General features: G+C 51.4%; 17 protein-coding genes. 1 reads left to right on the top strand and 16 read right to left on the bottom strand.

What is annotated here, in order from left to right; translation table 11 throughout:
- Nucleotides 1-318: 318 nt before the first annotated feature.
- The 16 genes from ACP7AJ_RS07315 to ACP7AJ_RS07390 form a co-directional block, all read right to left on the bottom strand.
- A complete protein-coding gene (locus ACP7AJ_RS07315; protein ID WP_426059538.1) occupies nt 319-576 on the bottom strand; it encodes a hypothetical protein in 258 nt (85 codons plus the stop codon).
- A gap of 66 nt (nt 577-642) precedes the next feature.
- Complete coding sequence (locus tag ACP7AJ_RS07320; RefSeq protein ID WP_426059539.1) at nt 643-1,212, bottom strand: DUF420 domain-containing protein; 570 nt, start codon at nt 1,210-1,212, stop codon at nt 643-645.
- Nucleotides 1,196-1,870: an SCO family protein gene (locus ACP7AJ_RS07325; protein WP_426059540.1), complete on the bottom strand. Its 675-nt coding sequence runs from the start codon at nt 1,868-1,870 to the stop codon at nt 1,196-1,198. The genes ACP7AJ_RS07320 and ACP7AJ_RS07325 overlap by 17 nt, the downstream gene beginning before the upstream one ends.
- Before the next feature lie 3 nt (nt 1,871-1,873).
- On the bottom strand, nt 1,874-2,215 hold the full coding sequence (locus ACP7AJ_RS07330; protein WP_426059541.1) for a cytochrome C oxidase subunit IV family protein: 342 nt from the start codon (nt 2,213-2,215) through the stop codon (nt 1,874-1,876).
- Between the two features lie 98 nt (nt 2,216-2,313).
- Nucleotides 2,314-3,084, bottom strand: coding sequence for a cytochrome c oxidase subunit 3 (locus tag ACP7AJ_RS07335; protein ID WP_426059542.1), 771 nt, complete (start codon nt 3,082-3,084; stop codon nt 2,314-2,316).
- A gap of 21 nt (nt 3,085-3,105) precedes the next feature.
- Nucleotides 3,106-3,693, bottom strand: coding sequence for a cytochrome c oxidase subunit 3 (locus ACP7AJ_RS07340; RefSeq protein WP_426059543.1), 588 nt, complete (start codon nt 3,691-3,693; stop codon nt 3,106-3,108).
- 93 nt (nt 3,694-3,786) lie between these two features.
- Entirely contained in the window at nt 3,787-4,638 is an 852-nt protein-coding gene (gene cyoE, locus ACP7AJ_RS07345) for a heme o synthase (RefSeq protein ID WP_426059544.1), read from the bottom strand.
- Between the two features lie 66 nt (nt 4,639-4,704).
- Nucleotides 4,705-5,850 (bottom strand): COX15/CtaA family protein, encoded by a 1,146-nt coding sequence (locus ACP7AJ_RS07350; RefSeq protein WP_426059545.1) that lies wholly within the window; start codon nt 5,848-5,850, stop codon nt 4,705-4,707.
- 122 nt (nt 5,851-5,972) lie between these two features.
- Complete coding sequence (locus tag ACP7AJ_RS07355; protein WP_426059546.1) at nt 5,973-7,853, bottom strand: cytochrome c oxidase subunit I; 1,881 nt, start codon at nt 7,851-7,853, stop codon at nt 5,973-5,975.
- A gap of 32 nt (nt 7,854-7,885) precedes the next feature.
- On the bottom strand, nt 7,886-8,959 hold the full coding sequence (locus tag ACP7AJ_RS07360; protein WP_426059547.1) for a cytochrome c oxidase subunit II: 1,074 nt from the start codon (nt 8,957-8,959) through the stop codon (nt 7,886-7,888).
- Between the two features lie 94 nt (nt 8,960-9,053).
- Nucleotides 9,054-10,388: a quinol:cytochrome C oxidoreductase gene (locus ACP7AJ_RS07365; protein ID WP_426059548.1), complete on the bottom strand. Its 1,335-nt coding sequence runs from the start codon at nt 10,386-10,388 to the stop codon at nt 9,054-9,056.
- A gap of 3 nt (nt 10,389-10,391) precedes the next feature.
- A complete protein-coding gene (locus tag ACP7AJ_RS07370) occupies nt 10,392-11,186 on the bottom strand; it encodes a c-type cytochrome (protein ID WP_426059549.1) in 795 nt (264 codons plus the stop codon).
- Nucleotides 11,186-11,713 (bottom strand): DUF3341 domain-containing protein, encoded by a 528-nt coding sequence (locus ACP7AJ_RS07375; RefSeq protein ID WP_426059550.1) that lies wholly within the window; start codon nt 11,711-11,713, stop codon nt 11,186-11,188. The genes ACP7AJ_RS07370 and ACP7AJ_RS07375 overlap by 1 nt, the downstream gene beginning before the upstream one ends.
- Nucleotides 11,706-13,166, bottom strand: a complete 1,461-nt coding sequence (gene nrfD, locus ACP7AJ_RS07380; protein ID WP_234795171.1) for an NrfD/PsrC family molybdoenzyme membrane anchor subunit — start codon at nt 13,164-13,166, stop codon at nt 11,706-11,708. The genes ACP7AJ_RS07375 and nrfD overlap by 8 nt, the downstream gene beginning before the upstream one ends.
- 21 nt (nt 13,167-13,187) lie before the next feature.
- On the bottom strand, nt 13,188-16,226 hold the full coding sequence (locus tag ACP7AJ_RS07385) for a TAT-variant-translocated molybdopterin oxidoreductase (protein WP_426059551.1): 3,039 nt from the start codon (nt 16,224-16,226) through the stop codon (nt 13,188-13,190).
- A 97-nt stretch (nt 16,227-16,323) separates the two neighbouring features.
- Nucleotides 16,324-17,694, bottom strand: coding sequence for a cytochrome c3 family protein (locus ACP7AJ_RS07390; RefSeq protein WP_426059552.1), 1,371 nt, complete (start codon nt 17,692-17,694; stop codon nt 16,324-16,326).
- Nucleotides 17,695-18,189: 495 nt separating this feature from the next.
- Between ACP7AJ_RS07390 and rpsF the strand changes: the two genes are divergently transcribed.
- Nucleotides 18,190-18,567 (top strand): 30S ribosomal protein S6, encoded by a 378-nt coding sequence (gene rpsF / locus ACP7AJ_RS07395; RefSeq protein WP_092677480.1) that lies wholly within the window; start codon nt 18,190-18,192, stop codon nt 18,565-18,567.
- Nucleotides 18,568-18,615: the final 48 nt, after the last annotated feature.

Consider the following 18,615-nt stretch of genomic DNA (forward strand, 5'->3'; position numbering starts at 1 on the left):
CGAGCCCGGAATCATTACACATGGGAAGCTGAGACAGTATTATGCAAAGTAATAGCCGAATAAACGGCAGCCTGCAGCTTTTTGGGTAACCAGCCAGCAACACCGCTTTGGGGCAGTTCGCTCTCTGCAAAATCCACGCCTAACAAAAATGCCACTCGAAGGTGGCATTTTTGAATTCAAAAAAAAGATATTAGTCAACCCTTGGCGAGTACCGAACACCGTACGACGTTCCACAAACGCGTTGAACAAATGCGAAACCAACTACCCCTGATTGCGGCGTGGGCAACGTCAACATTGCAATCAGCGTCGAATTACTTGCTACTGTTTTTTAGCTGGTTTGGGATGCGTCCGACGGTACCAAAAGTATCCAACTGCGCCCATTAGGATATAAGGCACTGTCATCATGTACACAATGCCTTTATTGAGGCCAGCCACATCGTAGTCATCACGCTCCTGCCGCGCCGATTCTACCTGGGTTTTACACATTACGCATTGCGCATTGGCCGCTAGTGGAGCCAAGCTGAGCATCACACCCAACAACAGAGCAAATGCAGCCGCAAAAAATGTCTTTTTCATATTATTAGAACACTAAGATAGAAGCAAAGTTTCCCGCCTCAGGATTGGTTGTATTCCGACCGCTGATTAAGTGTAATACGGTGAAATCATAAAGTATACGATAACCCCGGTCACAGATACATACAGCCAGACAGGAAAAGTCCACCGCGCAATAGACTTGTGCTTGGTATACTGGCCAGTGAGGGCAAAATACAAGGTAAACAGCACCAGTCCCACCGTCACCACAGCCAAGGCAATGTGGGTAAGCAGCAGAAAGAAATAGGCATACCGTATGGCACCCACGCCCCCAAACTTCACACTATCCACCTGCGAGTGGTAGGCTACGTAAGAGAGCAGGAACAGCCCACCCAGGGCGAAAGCCGTACCCATCATCGCGCGGTGACGCAGTACTTGCTTTTGCCTGATAAAATAATAGCCTGCCAGCAAGCATACCGCCGTGAGCGAATTCAATACCGCATTTACGGCTGGCAGAAACTTTACCTCTGCGCCCGGTATGCGAAATAGCTGGGGAAAGGAAAACAATACCGCCACCAGCAGTGGAACTACCACTCCCAGGGTGCCCAGAATAATCTTATAGCGTGTGTAGTCGCCCGGCGCCATTACAGGCGGGTGCAGTTGTTCAGTGGGGGTGTTCATAATCGTAAAGCTGCACGGTTACTTCCGTGAGTAAGCGGTCAATTTCGCGGCCGTCGGTGCCGTCGTAGATGCCACGAACCCGACGCTGATTGTCGACTAATAACAGCCGACCCGCCGGGATGTTGGCCGTATAAACGGCACCGGGCAGTCGTTTAGGGTCTGCTGTGAGACGAAATTCCTGATGCGTCAGGCGCCGCAGTGTATCGGGCGCACCAGTGAGAAAAAACCACTTGCCGGCAATGGTGCCATACTGCTCAGCCAAGCGGGTTAACGCAGCTGGATTTGCAGCGTCTGCGCTCAACACAAAAGTGACCAAGCGCACTCGCTGTTCCTTGCGGAATTTTTCCTGAACGCGCAGCAACTGTCGAGCCACGCGGGCGCTGGCTTCATCGTCGGCGTAGAACTGAGCTATATACAGGCCCTGGCCCAACTCCTGGCTACTCACTTGCCGGCCCGTAGAGGCAGCCAACTGGAAAGGCGCAATTTGGTGAAAAACAGTATCGCGCCGCCACTTACCGCCAACCTGCGTGGAATCCACACGGTCGGGCAGGTAAGTGGGCAGCGCGTAACGGTTTTTGCCGAAGCTGAACAGGAATAAAAATGCCAGTACCGGCAACAACAGCAACAGCCCCAGTAACAAGGTTTGGCGGGGCCGCATCTGCTACTTGAACATGTTTTGCAGCACTTCGCCTACGTAGGAGCCTTCAGTAACCAAAGCAACCAGCAACCACACCAACAAAGCCATCGGCACAAGAATGGTCCAAATAAGCCCTTTTGTCTCGTGCTTCAAGTGCATGAATTCTGCTACAATGAAGAACGCCTTCAAAATTGTAAGCACAATGAAGATGCTATTTCGGAAAGTGCTGGGGTCCATCAGGAACACAAACACGAATTCCACGGCCGTGATGCCGACCAAAATGAAAAAGGTTCTCCAAATCCAAGCGGTATTCGGCTTGGCAATCTCCCCTACTGGGGTATTTTCGTCAGTTGCGTGAGCAGCCATAATTGGTAATTGAGTAATTGAGTGAACGAGTGAGTTTGCGGAGAATAAGTAACCAGAAGCCAAACTGCTACCCGGTTACCCATTCGCTCATTCACTACTTATACGAGGTAGAAGAACGTAAATACGAATACCCAGACCAAGTCTACAAAGTGCCAGTACAAGCCAATCTTTTCAATCATCTCGTAGTGACCACGCTTGTGAAAGGTGCCGTTGGTAGTGGCAATAAAGCACCAAACCAATAGGCAGACCCCTGAAAGCACGTGCGTGCCGTGGAAGCCAGTGATGAAGAAAAACAGGTCAGCAAATAGCACGGGCCCGTATTCATTCATCGCTAGGTTAGCGCCATGAAAAGTCGTGCCATCGGCCATCAACATGCCCTTCTCGGTGCCGTGGATGAAGTGACTCCACTCCCAAGCCTGGCTGAGCAAGAATGTGGTGCCGAACAGGATAGTCCACAGCAGCCACTTCTGCACATCGTTCTTGTCCATGCGGTGGCCAGCCTCTACGGCCAATACCATCGTCACTGAACTTAAAATCAGAATCATCGTCATCAATGCCACGAAACCCAACGGCACATCCATGCCGTGCAAGCCCGGGAAAGCGTTGAATACACGGTCCGGAACAGGCCACCAGCGGGTGCTGAACACGAACTCTCCAGTCCCTGTAAATACTTCGTGCTTATGACGAATGAGGCCGTATGTGGTTAGAAATGCGGCGAAGGTGAATGCGTCAGAGAGCAGAAAGAACCACATCATCAGCTTGCCGTAGCTCGCTTTGAAAGGTTCGTTGCCGCCATCCCAGTTGCCGGTGCGTGGGGCGTCTTGGGTAGCGGAAGCAGCGGGTGACTGCAAAGTGGTCGGTTGGGCCATAGCGGACAGCGTAACGTCGTTTTAGTGGTTCAAAAGTAAGAACAAATACAGGTACAGCCAAAGCCCACCCAGGAAGTGCCAGTATAAGGTAGCGTTGCCAATCGAAAGCAGTGCGCGCGAATGCACCTGATAATTAAGGACCCTCCTCAATACAATGGCCAGAAAAACTAGGCCAGTAACCAAGTGAAAAGCGTGCACGCCCATCAGCACGTATACGAATGAACCGGAAGGATTGGCGTCTGCTCCCCCAAAGTACGTGTTGCCCGCAACAAGGTCACCGAAGCTGTAGTACTGCCCTACCAAGAAAGCCAGGCCTAAAACCAGTGCCACTGTCATTCCGGTTTTTACGCGGCCAATCTCATCTTTCCGTGCCGAAGCATAAGCCCACTGCATACTGGCGCTGCTCAAAGCAATGATAATTGAATTAATCAACAACGAGAAAGGCAAATCAAACTCGCGCCAGTTGCCTTCATCGCGGCGAACAATGTAACCGCTAGTAAAAGCAGCAAACATCATTACAATACTGAAAATAAGCAAAATAAGCAGCACCCGCTTAGGATGCCAGCCAAGTCCGACTTCTTTATCGGATAACGTTTCGGAAGGATTCATAATATTGGTAACGCCCGCTTACGCCGACGCAGATTATGGATAAAAATGAGAATGCGCCCGCTAATGTGTGCGCTCATTTATAACAACAAAAGGCTACATTTTGTCCAGTACCAAAGCAATTTGTACGATGGGCAAGTACAAAAAAGAGGCAAACATGATACGTAACGCAGCCTTGCGCGATTGGGTGCGCATCAGCTGCACCGTGAGCAACAAGAACAGCACCCCGCACACCACCGCCACCAATGCCGAGACCCGACCCGAGATATTAAAAACCAACGGCAATAAGCTCAGCGGGATGAGCAACAGCGTGTAGGTCATAATCTGAAAAGCGGTGCGCAAATCCCGATTGCCAGGCGATGGCAACATTTTGAAGCCAGCCCGCTTGTAATCGTCATCAGCAACCCAGGCAATGGCCCAGAAGTGTGGGAACTGCCACATAAACTGAATGCCAAACAGCACCCACGCCTCTACTCCAATGTAGCCAGTGGCTGCGACCCAACCAATTAGGGGTGGCAGTCCGCCCGGGATGGCTCCTACTGCCACACAAACCGGCGAGATGGTTTTGAGCGGTGTGTAGATAAAGCCATAAAGAATAAGCGAAAGCAACGATAACGCTGCCGTAAGCGGGTTGAAACAATAAGCGAGCAAGCCCAACCCGCTAATTCCTAATAGCACACAAAATACCCAACCCTCTGCTGGGGAAACAATGCCCAAAGGAAGTGGCCGCTTGGCCGTTCGGGTCATTAGCTTATCCAGTTCCCGCTCGTGAATTTGGTTGATGATGTTGGCCGAACCCGTCACAAGCAGGCCGCCCAGCATAACAAGCAGTGTCCGGCTCCAGCTAAAGTCTCGCGCCCCCAGCATGTACCCGATAGCGCTGGAGAACGCAACCGTGAGCGAGAGCCGGAATTTAAGCAGCTGAAAATAGGCGCGGGCCTTTACCATTAATACCTGTAAAAATTTCGTTGTTAGGCTCAGCGTTGCGAGCCTTGCCTAAACGGGGCCGCAAAGTTACGCAACAACGCGCCGGGCGGCATCCGTAGGGGCAATAGTTTCCGGGGTTTTTCGTGCTCGGGCTATTGCAAGTAGCGCTAGAAATTGCACCCCAAATAAAACTGTTGCCAACATAAGGTGCACTGGCTGCACCGCAGCCGGCAGTGCAAAGTAGGCTAGAATGATACCAGCCACTATTTCCATCCCAACAACCCCGAGCATTATGATGGCCAATTTGCTAAACCGCGCGCGTCCCAGTTGCCAAAGTTCATAGCATACATATACGTTTACCAAGAGCACCAACGCAGACATGGTGCGGTGTACGCTGAATGTGGTCCCTAACTGCTCTACCCACGTTTCCCGACCTAAGTGACCGGCTGCAGCCGATACTATATCAATCTGCTCCCTCACCTGCGTTCCAAGCACAATTTGCCAGAACGTCAGCAATAAAGCTGCCCACAAACCCCATTGCAGGCTGGCAGCGGGCATCTTAGGCAAACTATACGCAGCGTAGTCTTCGCTCTGCTCTTCACCAACAATGCCGAGCTTCTCAAGTCTCCATTGCGCCCGGTCAACTGCGTGCAGTAACAGGGCCACAATAACTAAGGCCAACGCCATATGGATAGTAACCATTATAGGCAGCAGATTCGTCGATACTACGAGCGAACCTAAGTAGCCCTGCACGCCAGTCAGCACGAATGAGCCAAATGCTAGCCAGAAAATAGGCCGGTCGCGGCGCCAATACGGCAAAGCAAAAACTACCGTCAGAAAGACAAATACCCCAATCAATGCACCTAGCAAGCGATTGACGTATTCAATCCACGTTTTTACGGCGTTAAAGTCCGTCTCAATGTACTGGGTTGGGTGGGCGAAGATGCTTCCCGCCACTTGAGCAAAACCTAGCCGTTCTAAGGTCCTAGCCAATTTTTGGTTTTTCGCCACACGCTGAGCGGTGTAAATCTCTTTATAATCAGCAGGCAGTTGGCTGGCCTCAGTAGGCGGAATCCATTGGCCAAAGCATTTGGGCCAATCTGGGCACCCCATTCCGCTGCCAGTGCTACGCACGATACCGCCAACCAAAATCAGCAGATAAACTGAAACGACAGTTAGAATTCCTACAAACCGAAAGCGGCGAACGGCTGGACTTATCTGTAAACTATTCATCTCTTTATGAACAATGTTCCCTCTCAATTGTGCCTGAGAATCACTGGAACTGAAAAGACCTTTAAAACAAAAGCGGGCCGCCGGTCAGGCGGCCCGCTTTGGGACTTAATCAACGTAGCAGACTATTCTGCCATGTCTTGCTCATAGGGCAGGTTAGACGACTGCGTCTTCGAGTACGGAACGTTTTGCGGAATAAAATCCACTTCTGAACCAGGCTTGCTGTAGTCGTAAGGCCAACGGTAAACAGCTGGAATTTCGCCAGGCCAGTTGCCGTGTCCGGGGTTGATAGGCGTAGTCCACTCCAAAGTAGTCGAGTTCCAGGGGTTCTGGGTAGCGCGACGGCCGCGGAATATGCTGTAGAAGAAGTTGAAGATGAAAATGAACTGGCCAAAGAAAGCAAGGATGGCTGCAATCGAGATGAACTTGTTCATATCAGCGAACTGCGAGAAAGCATCAAAGCCAGTCCAAGCGTAGTAACGACGGGGGAAACCGGCGATACCTACATAGTGCATCGGCATGAAAACGAGGTAAACACCTGCGAAAGTCAACCAGAAGTGGATGTAGCCAAGCTTTTCATCCATCATACGGCCGAACATCTTCGGGAACCAGTGATACACACCAGCAAACAAGCCAAAGAACGCCGAGCTGCCCATTACCAAGTGGAAGTGAGCTACCACGAAGTAAGTGTTGTGCATCTGAATGTCGAGGGTTGCGTTGCCAAGAATAATACCGGTCAGACCACCCGAGATAAACAACGACACGAAGCCGATAGAGAAGAGCATTGCCGCAGTGAAGCGGATGTTGCCACGCCATAGTGTAGCCAGCCAGTTAAACACCTTCACACCCGACGGAACGGCAATAATCAATGTCAGGAACATGAAGACCGAACCAAGGAATGGGTTCATCCCCGTCACGAACATGTGGTGAGCCCACACGACGAACGAGAGCAGCGAAATGCCAATCAACGAGCCAATCATAGCGCGGTAGCCGAAGATAGGCTTTCGGGCATTAGTGGCCAATATTTCCGAAACCATACCCATGGCAGGCATAATCACGATGTATACCTCAGGGTGACCCAAGAACCAGAACAAGTGCTGGAACAATACCGGCGAGCCGCCTTGGTTGCTGAGCGCTTGTCCCGCGATGTAGATATCGGACAAGAAGAACGAAGTGCCAAAGGAGCGGTCAAAAATCAGCAGCAAAGCAGCCGAGAACAGTACTGGGAAAGACAGAATACCAAGGATGGCGGTCAGGAAGAAAGCCCAGATAGTGAGCGGCAGCTTGCTCATGCTCATACCACGGGTACGCATGTTGATAACCGTGGTCACATAGTTTACACCGCCCAATAGCTGGGAAACGATGAACAGAGCCATGCTAACCAACCACAAGGTCATACCAGCGCCTGAACCAGGAATCGACTGGGGCAGTGCGCTCAGCGGAGGGTAAATTGTCCAGCCAGCAGCAGCAGGACCGGTTTCAATGAACAGGGAAGAGAACATCACGATGCTCGACAGGAAGAAGAACCAGTACGAGAGCATGTTCATAAAGCCCGACGCCATGTCGCGGGCACCTACCTGCAATGGAATCAGAAAGTTTGAGAATGTACCACTCAATCCTGCTGTCAATACAAAGAACACCATGATGGTACCGTGCATTGTCACCAAAGCCAAGTAAAATTCCGGGTTCAATTTACCAGCCTGAATCCACTTGCCCAAGAATGGAGTTAACCACTCCATCGAGCCTTCGGGCCAGCCCAACTGCAGACGGAATAAGCTAGAAAGTGTGCCACCTAAGATGGCCCAAATCATACCTGTAATCAGGAACTGCTTGGCAATAATCTTGTGGTCTTGACTGAACACGTACTTCCACAGCCAGTGTTGGTCGTGGTGCTCGTGGTCATCGTGGTGCAGGTGGTCGCCGTGCTCGGTAGCGGGCACTGGCGCAGAGCCTCTACCGCCTTTTGCTTCTTGCACGCTGGGCGACAGATTAGGTTTGGCTGCCATGTCTGACATAAATGGATACCGTTAATAGTGATTTAGTAGGAAGCAGCCAACGGAGACGGGGCCACTTCTTCGGCTTCAGCAGGTTGAGCTACTTGTGAAACCGGTGCGTTGAGCTTCTGTTTGAGAGCTGCCAACACTTCTGGGTTTTTCTTTGAGAACGACTCCTGAGCGGCGTACCAGTTCTGGTAATCGTCTGGCTCATCTACAATAACGGTTGCCTTCATCGCGAAGTGGCTACCACCGCATACCTGATTGCAAGCCAGCTCATAGTTAAATGCCGGATTGCCCAATTTGGCACGCATCTCATCCGTTGTCATGGTAGGCGTAAACCAAAAACGAGTGGGCATACCAGGCACAGCGTACATCTGCACGCGGAAATGCGGCATATAAACTGCGTGCAGTACATCACGCGAACGAATCTTAATTAAAACCGGAACACCTTTGGGCACATGGATTTCATTGGTAGTGAAATCATCAAGAGCTGCATTATCGCTCAAGTCAAACCCAAATTCATTGACTGCATCAATCATGCGGTAGTTAACAACTCCCAACTTCATGTCCCGACCAGGGTAGCGAACCAACCAGTTGAATTGTTTGCCCATCACCTCAACCACTACCGATTCCTTGGGAGCGGGCCCGGTGATGCGAGTCCAAGCCTTCCAGCCAGCGAAAATTAGCGCAGCCATTACAATAGCTGGAATAATTGTCCAGATAACTTCAATCTTGTTATTATGGGCAAAGAAGTAAGCACGACGATTTTCCTTGTATTGGTACTTGTACGAATAGACGAAAAGCAAAACTTGAGTGATAAGGAAAGCAAGCCCAATTACAGCCATAGTCGTCCAAAACATGCGCTCCATCTCATGTCCATGCACCGAGGCAATAGGCGGATTCATTTTGTTGAAATTCTCAACGAATGAATAGGCAAACCAAGCGCCACCAAAGACCATGAACACTAGCATCAGAATAGCATTCACGCTATTGCTCATGCCGATGTCCCGGGTAAAAGTGCCTGAAAAAATAGAAGTCAAAATCTGTAAGCGGAACAGCAAGCCGAAAACGACCAGCAGCAACACCAACACCAACACAATAGTAAGAGCCGTCATTATCTGGAATTTATGAGTTAGGATGTAGGAGTCAGAGGTTGAGGAAGGATTTTATACCAATCTCCAGTTTCTCTGACTCCTATATGCCAATAGTTTACGTGGTATGGTGAACGCTCTCGTCCAGGAAGGGGTGATGAACTGGAACGAGAGAGGCAGAAGCCAGACGGCGAGCAAAGAGCATAAGGAAAGCGCCCAGGAAGATGGCAGCAATGCCAATCTCTATCAAGAACCCGCTTTCAGCTTTCAAAGTGCCCGGCATGAACATCAAATAAAAGTCTGACCAGTGGCCAATCAGGATAGCAATGCAGACGATTTTCATGATAATCATCTGACGCTTGGCATCCCGTGTCATCAAGCCCAGGAAGGGAAATACAAAGTTGATAATCAGGTTGAAAAAGAAGATGCCAGTATAGCGACCTTCAAACCCTCCCAAGCGTTGGTTGTAGTACACTGCTTCTTCAGGCAAGTTGGCGTACCAGATTAGCATGAACTGTGAGAACCAAACATAAGTCCAGAAAATGCTAAAACCGAACATCAGCTTGCCCAGGTCATGCAAGTGGTTTGAGGTTAAAGCCTTCAAATAACCAGCTTGTTTCAAGAAAATTGCAGTAAGTGCAATAGCTGCAATACCCGATACCCACCACGAAGCGAATACATACCAACCAAACATGGTGCTGAACCAGTGCGTGTCAACCGACATCACCCAGTCCCAGGCTGCCATTGACGAGGTCACAGCATATAGCACCAAGAATAACGCGGAAACATTAATGCTTTTGTGGAACCATACTGTACCACCCAACTGGTCTTCCGCCAGCGAGAGCTGACGCAGCTTCCAGCTGAAATAAGCCCAGATGCCGAGGTAAACAATGGTGCGGATGAGGTAAAAAGGCAAATTCAAGAAGCCGCTTTTACCCGCGATGATTGCATCATAATTAGGGTTGCCTTTGTCCATGATGCCATCATGCGTCCAGTGGAAAATGTCGTGACGACCCAGCAGGAACACTACCAGCATAATGACAGCTCCTGGGATAATCCAAGCGCTGAGTGCTTCCGCAATGCGCTTAATCATTACTGACCAGCCAGCGTACGCTACATAATTGATGGCTAGAAACACCGTACCAATAGTTGATACGCCAAGGAAGAATACGTTGCTGTGCCAAAGGCTTACCAGTACCCGCTTCAACCAAACTGGGCTGCCTTCATGATGTAGCGAAGCACCGACACCATGGCCGGCCGAAGCGCCTAAATGACCAGCAGCTTCCCCAGCGGCAGCGTGCTCACCTTCTCCAATGTGGAAAATGGCAGCCAGCAAGCCAAGAATGAGCAGCACTACGCCAGCGACGATAATGGTAATAAAGGTTTTACGGGCGCCATCCGTAACGACGAGCTGTTCAGCCGTGGCGCTTTCTTGATGCGTCAGAGTTGCCATAGATTATTTCGTGCCGGAGAAGTGAGTGACGCCCGAGCCATTGGGAGCAATGGAGTGCATTTGCCCGGGAGATGCCGAGCCTTGGCCCGGGGTTGCGGACGCTTTATTAGCTTGAGCCTGGCCTACTGGCCCCTGATAGGCGCGGTCAGTCAATTCAGTTGGGCTGGCTGTGTTACCTGCGCTTGCAGCAGGACCTTGTGCCACTAACTTGTCTAGTGCCTCTGGGCCTTCGCCACGCTGGAGTACCCGTACGTACATGGCAATCTTCCAACGTTCTTGAGGGTTTACAATCGAACCATGGGGCATCATCCGGTTACGTCCCCACTGAATGACATGGTAGATATGACCCTCGTTCATGGTTTTGTAGGCCCCGACTGCGTAGTTGGGCACACCCTTGAACTTTACCCCTACTGGCCCATCGCCTGCACCAGCTTCACCATGGCAATGCGAGCAGACGCGCGTGTACAGAACTTTGCCCTCTTCTAAGTTTGCCTTAGTGTAAGGAAAGGGATTGCGAAGCTTGCGCGAAGCAATGCCGACACTATCCTTTGGAATGTGATTGTAGTAATCAAGCTTACCCAGCGGAACCGTAGCAATCGGGGGAGTCCGCATATTAAGGCCGAACGCATTGACCTTATTAAAATTTGTTTGCTTTAAAGGCTCGTATGGAATAGGGTCATACATCTCCGGCGCATATTGCAAACCGGGGTCGTCAGGCCGAGGGGTACAAGCCGGAGCAAGCCCTAGGGATAAGAACAGCGCCGAGACGCGCAAGCTCAGGTTCAGCGGATGCTTCATTATTTAGTGGTCATTTCTTTTTGGTTGACTTCTGAAGCGCCGTTATCGCGCAGCAGTTGGGTCAGCCGAGAAAATTGCGAGCCGGTTTCATCCAGTTCGATGGCCATTACGAATTTGTCGTCGGTTGCACGCACGTCCATCACCGGTACTTTAGGACGGGGATACAGGCCCGTAATAGTAAAGAAAGTGAGCGCCATGCCATGGCAGGTAAAGAACACAGTCAATTCGAAAGCAACCGGAATAAAGGCGGGAAGCGCGATGTGCGGTTTGCCACCAATAATCATGGGCCAGTCGAAACCCAGCATGTAAATCTGCATCCACAGCGCGAAAGACAGACCGGTCATGCCAAAAAAGAAAGCGGCAATCGGGAGTCGCGAACGTTCAATGCCCAAGGCATCGTCGATTCCGTGAACGGGATAGGGCGAGAACACGTCGTAAATCTTCACACCAGCGGCGCGAACATTTTCTACGGCGTGCAGCAGCACGTCTTCATCTTCGAAGATGCCGAGGGCATAGCGCTTAGTCATGCTTGTTGTAGTTTACGGGTGCTGAAGCAGGAGCCCCGTGAATGGCAGGTTGAGGAGCGGGGGTAGCGTGGGCAGCTTTCTGCGGATTGTAAGTCGGACCGTTGTCCACGGTATACTTCAGGATAGTCTTCACTTCTGCCATGTTAATCACGGGGAAGAACTTGGCGAAGAGCAGAAATAGGGTGAAGAACAGTCCGAGAGTACCCACATAGAGACCAATGTCGATAATGGACGGCGAGAACATAGCCCAGCTCGACGGCAGGTAGTCGCGGTGCAACGAAGTCACAATGATTACGAAGCGCTCGAACCACATACCGATGTTCACAATAATCGACAGCACGAACGTCAGCGGGATGCTGTAGCGTACCCGGCGAATCCATACCAACTGCGGGGTAATTACGTTGCAGGTCATCATAGCGGCATACGACCACCAGTAAGGGCCTGTAGCACGGTTGATAAATGCATACTGTTCAAATTCAACCTGCGAATACCATGCGATGAAGAACTCCGTGATGTAAGCGACACCCACGATAGAGCCGGTTACCATCATGATTTTATTCATAAGGGCGATGTGCTCCAGAGTGATATAGTCTTCCAGACGGAACACCACCCGGGTTATCAGCATCAGCGTGAGTACCATGGCGAAGCCCGAGAAGATAGCACCGGCCACAAAGTAGGGCGGAAAGATGGTAGTGTGCCAGCCTGGTACAACCGAAGTTGCAAAGTCCATTGATACGATGGTGTGTACGGACAGTACCAGAGGCGTCGAAACACCAGCAAGAATCAAAGACACCGTTTCGTAGCGCGACCAAGCTTTGGCCGAACCTTTCCAGCCAAAGCTCAGCATCGAGTAGCTGAATTTGGCAATGGAACCTTTAGCACGGTCGCGGATGGTAGCAAAGTCTGGAATCAGACCGATGTACCAGAACACCAGTGACACTGTGAAGTAAGTCGAGATGGCGAATACGTCCCAGAGCAGCGGCGAATTGAAATTCACCCACAGCGAACCAAATGTGTTCTGGAAGGGGAATACCCAATAAGCCAACCACGGACGGCCCATGTGAAGCACAGGGAACATCGCGGCACAGATTACGGCGAAAATCGTCATAGCTTCTGCCGCCCGGTTGATGGACGACCGCCACTTCTGACGGAATAGCAGCAGTACCGCTGAAATCAGCGTACCTGCGTGACCAATACCCACCCACCACACGAAGTTGGTGATGTCCCAAGCCCAGTTTACGGTCTTGTTCAGGCCCCACTCTCCGATGCCATACCACACAGTGCGGTATACCGAATAGAAGAAGATGCCTAGGAAAAACAGAGCTACGCTCAAAGCAGCCATCCAACGGATGTTGGGCTTGGCTTCTACCTGGTAGCAGATGTCTTGCGTTACGTCGTGTAGCGTTTTACCCCCGGTTACGAGTGGCTCGCGTACGGCTGATACGTGCTGCATAATCTAATAAGTTAATGATTATTAAGCGTTTTCTTTAGCGAAGAACTCCGACTCTGCATTGCGAATCTTAGTCAAGTAAGTCACGTTTGGCTGCACGTTGATGGATTCCAGGGCGTGGAAAGCACGCTCACCGTCCTCACGGCGCATCAGCTGGCTGATGCGGCTATTGGGGTCACGCATGTCGCCGAAAACGATGGCTTCGGTGGGGCATGACTGGGCGCAGGCCGAAACAATCTCACCATCTATAGGGCGGCGCTTCTGCTTCTTGGCTTCGAGCTTGCCCAACTGAATGCGCTGGATACAGAACGTGCATTTCTCCATCACACCACGAGCACGAACTGTTACGTCCGGATTCAGGACCATGCGGCCCAGGTCGGTGAACATATGGCCGTTAACTGTTTCGAACTTCTCGTTGGAGTAGTAAGAGAACCAGTTGAAGCGGCGCACTTTGTACGGGCAGTTGTTAGCGCAGTAGCGGGTACCAATGCAACGGTTATACGTCATCTGGTTGAGACCTTCCGAGCTGTGCGTGGTTGCCAGTACAGGGCATACCGTTTCGCAGGGAGCATGGTTGCACTGCTGGCACATCATGGGCTGGAAAATGACCTGCGGGTTATCCGATGGGTCTTCCATTGCAGCGTAGGTGCCTACTTTACCTACCGTTTCAAACTCATTCTTGTGGTGGTCCGAGCTATAATAGCGGTCAATGCGCATCCAGTGCATTTCGCGGCGGTTAATAACCTCCTGCTTACCTACTACAGCAATGTTATTCTCAGTCTGGCAACCAATCACGCACGAGCCACAGCCGATGCACGAATTGAGGTCTACCATCATGCCCCAATGGTGGTTGTTGTACTGATAGTCTTGCCACAGAGAAACCTTGTTGGGCTTCTCCAAGCCGTCAGGCGTAGCAACCTTCTCGTACTCGGTTACTTCTTTGGGGTTTTTGATGTACTGAGCCAGGGTGTTCTCTTGAACAACCGGCTTGCGGTCCATTACAGTGTGGTGAGTCTGTGTTTGGGCAATAGTGGAAGTAGCATCCGTCTTTTTCAACGTTACCACGTTGCGGTACATCAGGCCATTTGCGGTCGCCATTGCCAGCGGAGCAGCGTTTGCTCCTACCTGGTCGCCGGCCTTGCCAGACTGCGTCCGGCCGTAGCCAAGGGCAATACTTACGGTACCGTTGGCTTGGCCAGGCTGAATCAGCACGGGCAACTCGACGGTGTAGCCGTTGGCAGTCACCTGAATTACATCACCTTGCTCCCACTCATTTTCAACTGCCATTTTGCGTGGCACTGCAACGTAATTGCCCCAAGTAGCTTTTGAAACCGGGTCAGGCAACTCTTGCAGGAACGGGTTGTTTGCTTCACAACCAGCAGCTCCCAAACCTACTTTTTCATACAAAGCCAATTCAACAGCATTGGCAGCGATTTTAGGAGCGCGACCAATCTGGTCGACTGCAGCAGCAGGGCTTAGTGCAGCACCCATTGCAGGGGCAGCGGCCAATGCCGTACCAGTAGCAACGCCATCATGTACGACCTTGTCCCATGCAGCATCGTTAGGAGTCAGGGCACGCCAAGTGGCACGCAGGTACTGATAATACGTGGTGTTGTTACCAGCCCAACGCAACAAGCTCTCCTGCCCCTGACGGGTTGAGAACAGCGGCGTGATTACAGGCTGAGCCAAGCTCAAGAAGCCACGCTTTGGTTCGTAGTCGTTCCACGATTCCAACCAGTGGCTATCAGGAGCAGCGTATTGGCAAAGGGCACCGGTTTCATCCAACCGGTCATTCATGGAAATAGTCAGGGGCACTTTGGCGATGCCCGACTTTACCTTAGCACCCAGCGGGTGGTTAAATACCGGGTTAGCATTGTAGAAAATGACTGCCCCAACGCTGCCGTTGTTCATGTCATTCACCAGAGCCGTCATGCGAGCGTCGTCGCCTTGGCGCACATAGCTCGGAGCATTTGGGTTGATGGTGGTGCCAACGCTGCCTAGAGCCGCGTTCATAGCTGTTACTAACGCCTGAACAGCTGGGTCGTTTGACCCGGATATCACCAAGCTGGCGCCACGATTGGCGGTCAGGTCCCGGGCAGCTTGTGTAAGCTTGTCGTTTTTGTAAGCAGAAGCACCCCCGGCACCATTTACAGCATTGTATAGAGCTAAGGCAACCTGCCCCAATTCCGAAGGCTTCACCGGCACTCGGATGTCAGCGTTACAGCCGCTGAGGGTCATGGCCGTTTCGAACTGGTAATGACGCGACATTGTGCGCTTATCCCGGTTCACTTTGCGGGTCATAGCGTACTGACGGCCGTACTCAACCGGCGATATCCAAGTACCAAGGAAGTCAGCATCAAGGCTAACGATGATATTGGCGCGGCTAAAATCATAACCGGGAACCGTTCCACCGTTGGCTTGCAGCAGAGCAGATGCCGATTGCGCATCATACATGACGTGCGTGGTATTCGGGTAGCGCGCGGCAAACTCAGCAATAGCCCGCTTGGTGGTAGGGCTGATGATGGTTGGCGAAACGATGGCAATGCGACCGGTTGTAGCAGCCAGCTTGCTGCGCACAGCTTGGTCAAACGTCGCTACTTCCGCTTTCTGGTAGCCATTGCCCGATTTAATGGCAAAATTTTGCAGACGACCACCGTCGTAGAGATTCAACACGGCAGCTTGTGCCCGGGCCGACAAACCACCATTGGTGATGGGCGACTCCGGATTACCTTCTAGCTTAATCGGCCGTCCCTCACGGGTCTTCACCAATACAGCGTTGTAATCGGCGCCAGTGAAGTAGGTCGAAGCGTAGAAGTTGGAGATGGCCGGGTCAATCTCCTCGGGTTTATTCAGGTAAGGGATGGCCTTGCGTACCGGAGATTCGCAAGAAGCCAAGGTGGCTGCGGCCACACCAAAACCCATTAGTTTGAGGAAGTCGCGACGAGGAGCCGCAGTAGCATCTTTGCTCGCGTGGCTTTCCTTGACCGGCATGAATTCGGCAAAAGCCGATTGCATGAACTCCGGTGCGCTTTCCAGTTCCTCAATTCCTTTCCAGTACTTCATTTGGGAGGGTAATCAGTAATCAGTATTGGGTAGTCAGTAGTCAATAGCAGTAGTCTTGATACTGACTACCCAGTACGGACTACTAAGAATCAGTTTATTAGTAGTGGCACTTCGAACACTCAGTGCCGCCGTTTGACGACACAGTGAAGGGAGCACCAGCATTTTTGGTGTCGTGCAGCTTCACGAGGTTATCGTAGTACTTGTTATCCTTGGCGTTCACCGGCATTTCGCGGTGGCAGTTGATGCACCAGCCCATAGTCAGGGCCGAGTATTGGTATACCACTTCCATGTTCTGGATGGGCCCGTGGCAGGTCTGGCACTGTAGGCCAGCGACCTGCGTATGCTGCGAGTGGTTAAAATAGGCAAGGTCGGGCAGGTTGTGAACCCGCACCCACTGAATGGGCTGCTTCCGCTCAATGGCCCGGTATATTTTCTTGATTTCGGGCGACTCCGTCTTAATCTGCGAGTGGCAGTTCATACAGATGTTGGCCGAAGGGATGTTAGCCGACTTGCTCTTATAAACCGAAGTGTGGCAGTAAGCGCAGTTAATCTGATGCTCGCCGGCGTGCAACTTGTGTGAAAAGGCAATGGGCTGGGTGGGCTGATAGCCCTGCGTCAAGCCTACGGCCATTACACTTTGCACACCAGCGTATACCAATACGATTGCAAAAACAGCTCCTACAATGCCGCGCAGCATAGGCGACCGGTACATTTTACCCCAGTCGAAGCGCTGCTCCAGAATTTCAACGTCACGGCCGTCGAGGTCTTTGCGACCACGCAGTACGTCCTTCATTAGGTTACCGATGATAACAAGCGTTACCACCAGAACAATCAGCACCACTACTAAGACAATGAGGAGAATATCAACGTATTTGCCAGCACCGCCAGCACCGCCAGCATCTGCTTGGCCATCAGTACCAGCTACGTTCCCAACAGTTGGGCCACCATCGCTTCCGCCGATTGTAGAAGCTTTGCCTTCCTCGGCATTGACCCATGCCAAAATCGAGTTAACCTCCTGGTCCGAGAGGGCAAAGGAGGGCATTTGCTGCTTGTTGTACTTGTTGTAGATGGCCACGGCGTACTCATCGCCACTTGCTACCACTTTGCTGGAGTTCTTAATCCAGGGAATCAGCCAGGAAACGGGGCGGCGCTTAGTGATGCCAGCCAAGGCGGGGCCAACAACCACTTCATTCACGGCGTGGCACTGCGCGCAGTTGTTTTTGAAAAGCGCGTCACCAGCGGCGATAGCAGCCGCATCGGCACCGCCACCACCATTGCCACCGCTGCCAGCAGCAGCCGGGGCAGTAGCAGAAGCTGCCGTAGCGCCATCGGTTGCGCCAGGAACTACTCCCTCCTTTTTTACATCGGCAGCACCTGTTTGTTGAGCGGCAGCCTGTTGAGAGCCGGCAAACGCAAGGAACAGTGCCAGCAGCAGATGAGGTAACGTACGAAGTCGAATGCTATTCATAAGAAAATAGACGGTAAAACGAAACGCTAGGGCATTTCAAGGCCACAAATGTAGGTCAGGAATCGTAGGCGGCAAAAAGTGAAATGCATTTTCTGGGCATACTTGGCTGAGTGCAACTGGCCCTTTATCCGCTCTTCTCCCGTGCCTACAATCATTTATCTCCTCAGTAGCCTAATTATAAGGATGGCTACTGCCCGCCTCTGTAATATAGGCATTAATTTGTACTTAATATGCTGAATTACAACTCCGGAACATTATATTTTGTTACGCCGCAGGCAAATAACTTGAGAAAATTTTTACTCTGTATTCTTCAGTAAAAAGTATCATGGTATAGTGTTGTAATATATAACTAAGGACAGTTAAGCGGAACTGTTGGCCTCCTCTTACTGATGTTGTACTAAAGTATGGCTAAGACATCCTTGGCAATCTACCGGAAAGTCAGTACCTTTGCGCCCCAATCAAATTTTTTCACCCCCAAATTTTCACCCCGTCGTAATGGAAGTAAGAAATTACGAGACGGTCTTCATCGTAACTCCCGTGTTGAACGAGAGCCAGGTGCAAGAGACGGTCGAGAAGTTCACCCAGGTGCTTAAGGAAAATAGCGCCGCCATTTTGTCCACTGAAGCCTGGGGCCTGCGCAAGCTGGCTTATCCGATTCAGAAGAAAACCACAGGCTACTACTACTGCCTGTCGTACACTGGAGAAGGCAACATTGTTGACGTGCTAGAGCTGGCTTTCCGCCGCGACGAGCGCATCATCCGGTTTTTGACCACCGTGCTCGATAAGCATGCTGTGGACTATAACAACCGTCGCCGCAACGGCGAGATGAACCTGCAAAAGGCTGCAAAAGAAACCGAAGCCGTAGCCCAATAACCCAGTAGTAACATGGCAACTCCCGCATTCAACCGGAACAACGACCGG

The organism is Hymenobacter sp. B1770, assembly GCF_049896385.1.
In the GTDB taxonomy this organism is placed as follows: Bacteria; Bacteroidota; Bacteroidia; order Cytophagales; family Hymenobacteraceae; genus Hymenobacter.

What these genes read in the sequence shown, in the direction of transcription:
- ACP7AJ_RS07315 (WP_426059538.1), bottom strand. Translation starts at nt 576, where the DNA reads ATGAAAAAGACATTTTTTGCGGCTGCATTTGCTCTGTTGTTGGGTGTG.
- ACP7AJ_RS07320 (WP_426059539.1), bottom strand. Translation starts at nt 1,212, where the DNA reads ATGAACACCCCCACTGAACAACTGCACCCGCCTGTAATGGCGCCGGGC.
- ACP7AJ_RS07325 (WP_426059540.1), bottom strand. Translation starts at nt 1,870, where the DNA reads ATGCGGCCCCGCCAAACCTTGTTACTGGGGCTGTTGCTGTTGTTGCCG.
- ACP7AJ_RS07330 (WP_426059541.1), bottom strand. Translation starts at nt 2,215, where the DNA reads ATGGCTGCTCACGCAACTGACGAAAATACCCCAGTAGGGGAGATTGCC.
- ACP7AJ_RS07335 (WP_426059542.1), bottom strand. Translation starts at nt 3,084, where the DNA reads ATGGCCCAACCGACCACTTTGCAGTCACCCGCTGCTTCCGCTACCCAA.
- ACP7AJ_RS07340 (WP_426059543.1), bottom strand. Translation starts at nt 3,693, where the DNA reads ATGAATCCTTCCGAAACGTTATCCGATAAAGAAGTCGGACTTGGCTGG.
- cyoE (WP_426059544.1), bottom strand. Translation starts at nt 4,638, where the DNA reads ATGGTAAAGGCCCGCGCCTATTTTCAGCTGCTTAAATTCCGGCTCTCG.
- ACP7AJ_RS07350 (WP_426059545.1), bottom strand. Translation starts at nt 5,850, where the DNA reads ATGAATAGTTTACAGATAAGTCCAGCCGTTCGCCGCTTTCGGTTTGTA.
- ACP7AJ_RS07355 (WP_426059546.1), bottom strand. Translation starts at nt 7,853, where the DNA reads ATGGCAGCCAAACCTAATCTGTCGCCCAGCGTGCAAGAAGCAAAAGGC.
- ACP7AJ_RS07360 (WP_426059547.1), bottom strand. Translation starts at nt 8,959, where the DNA reads ATGACGGCTCTTACTATTGTGTTGGTGTTGGTGTTGCTGCTGGTCGTT.
- ACP7AJ_RS07365 (WP_426059548.1), bottom strand. Translation starts at nt 10,388, where the DNA reads ATGGCAACTCTGACGCATCAAGAAAGCGCCACGGCTGAACAGCTCGTC.
- ACP7AJ_RS07370 (WP_426059549.1), bottom strand. Translation starts at nt 11,186, where the DNA reads ATGAAGCATCCGCTGAACCTGAGCTTGCGCGTCTCGGCGCTGTTCTTA.
- ACP7AJ_RS07375 (WP_426059550.1), bottom strand. Translation starts at nt 11,713, where the DNA reads ATGACTAAGCGCTATGCCCTCGGCATCTTCGAAGATGAAGACGTGCTG.
- nrfD (WP_234795171.1), bottom strand. Translation starts at nt 13,166, where the DNA reads ATGCAGCACGTATCAGCCGTACGCGAGCCACTCGTAACCGGGGGTAAA.
- ACP7AJ_RS07385 (WP_426059551.1), bottom strand. Translation starts at nt 16,226, where the DNA reads ATGAAGTACTGGAAAGGAATTGAGGAACTGGAAAGCGCACCGGAGTTC.
- ACP7AJ_RS07390 (WP_426059552.1), bottom strand. Translation starts at nt 17,694, where the DNA reads ATGAATAGCATTCGACTTCGTACGTTACCTCATCTGCTGCTGGCACTG.
- rpsF (WP_092677480.1), top strand. Translation starts at nt 18,190, where the DNA reads ATGGAAGTAAGAAATTACGAGACGGTCTTCATCGTAACTCCCGTGTTG.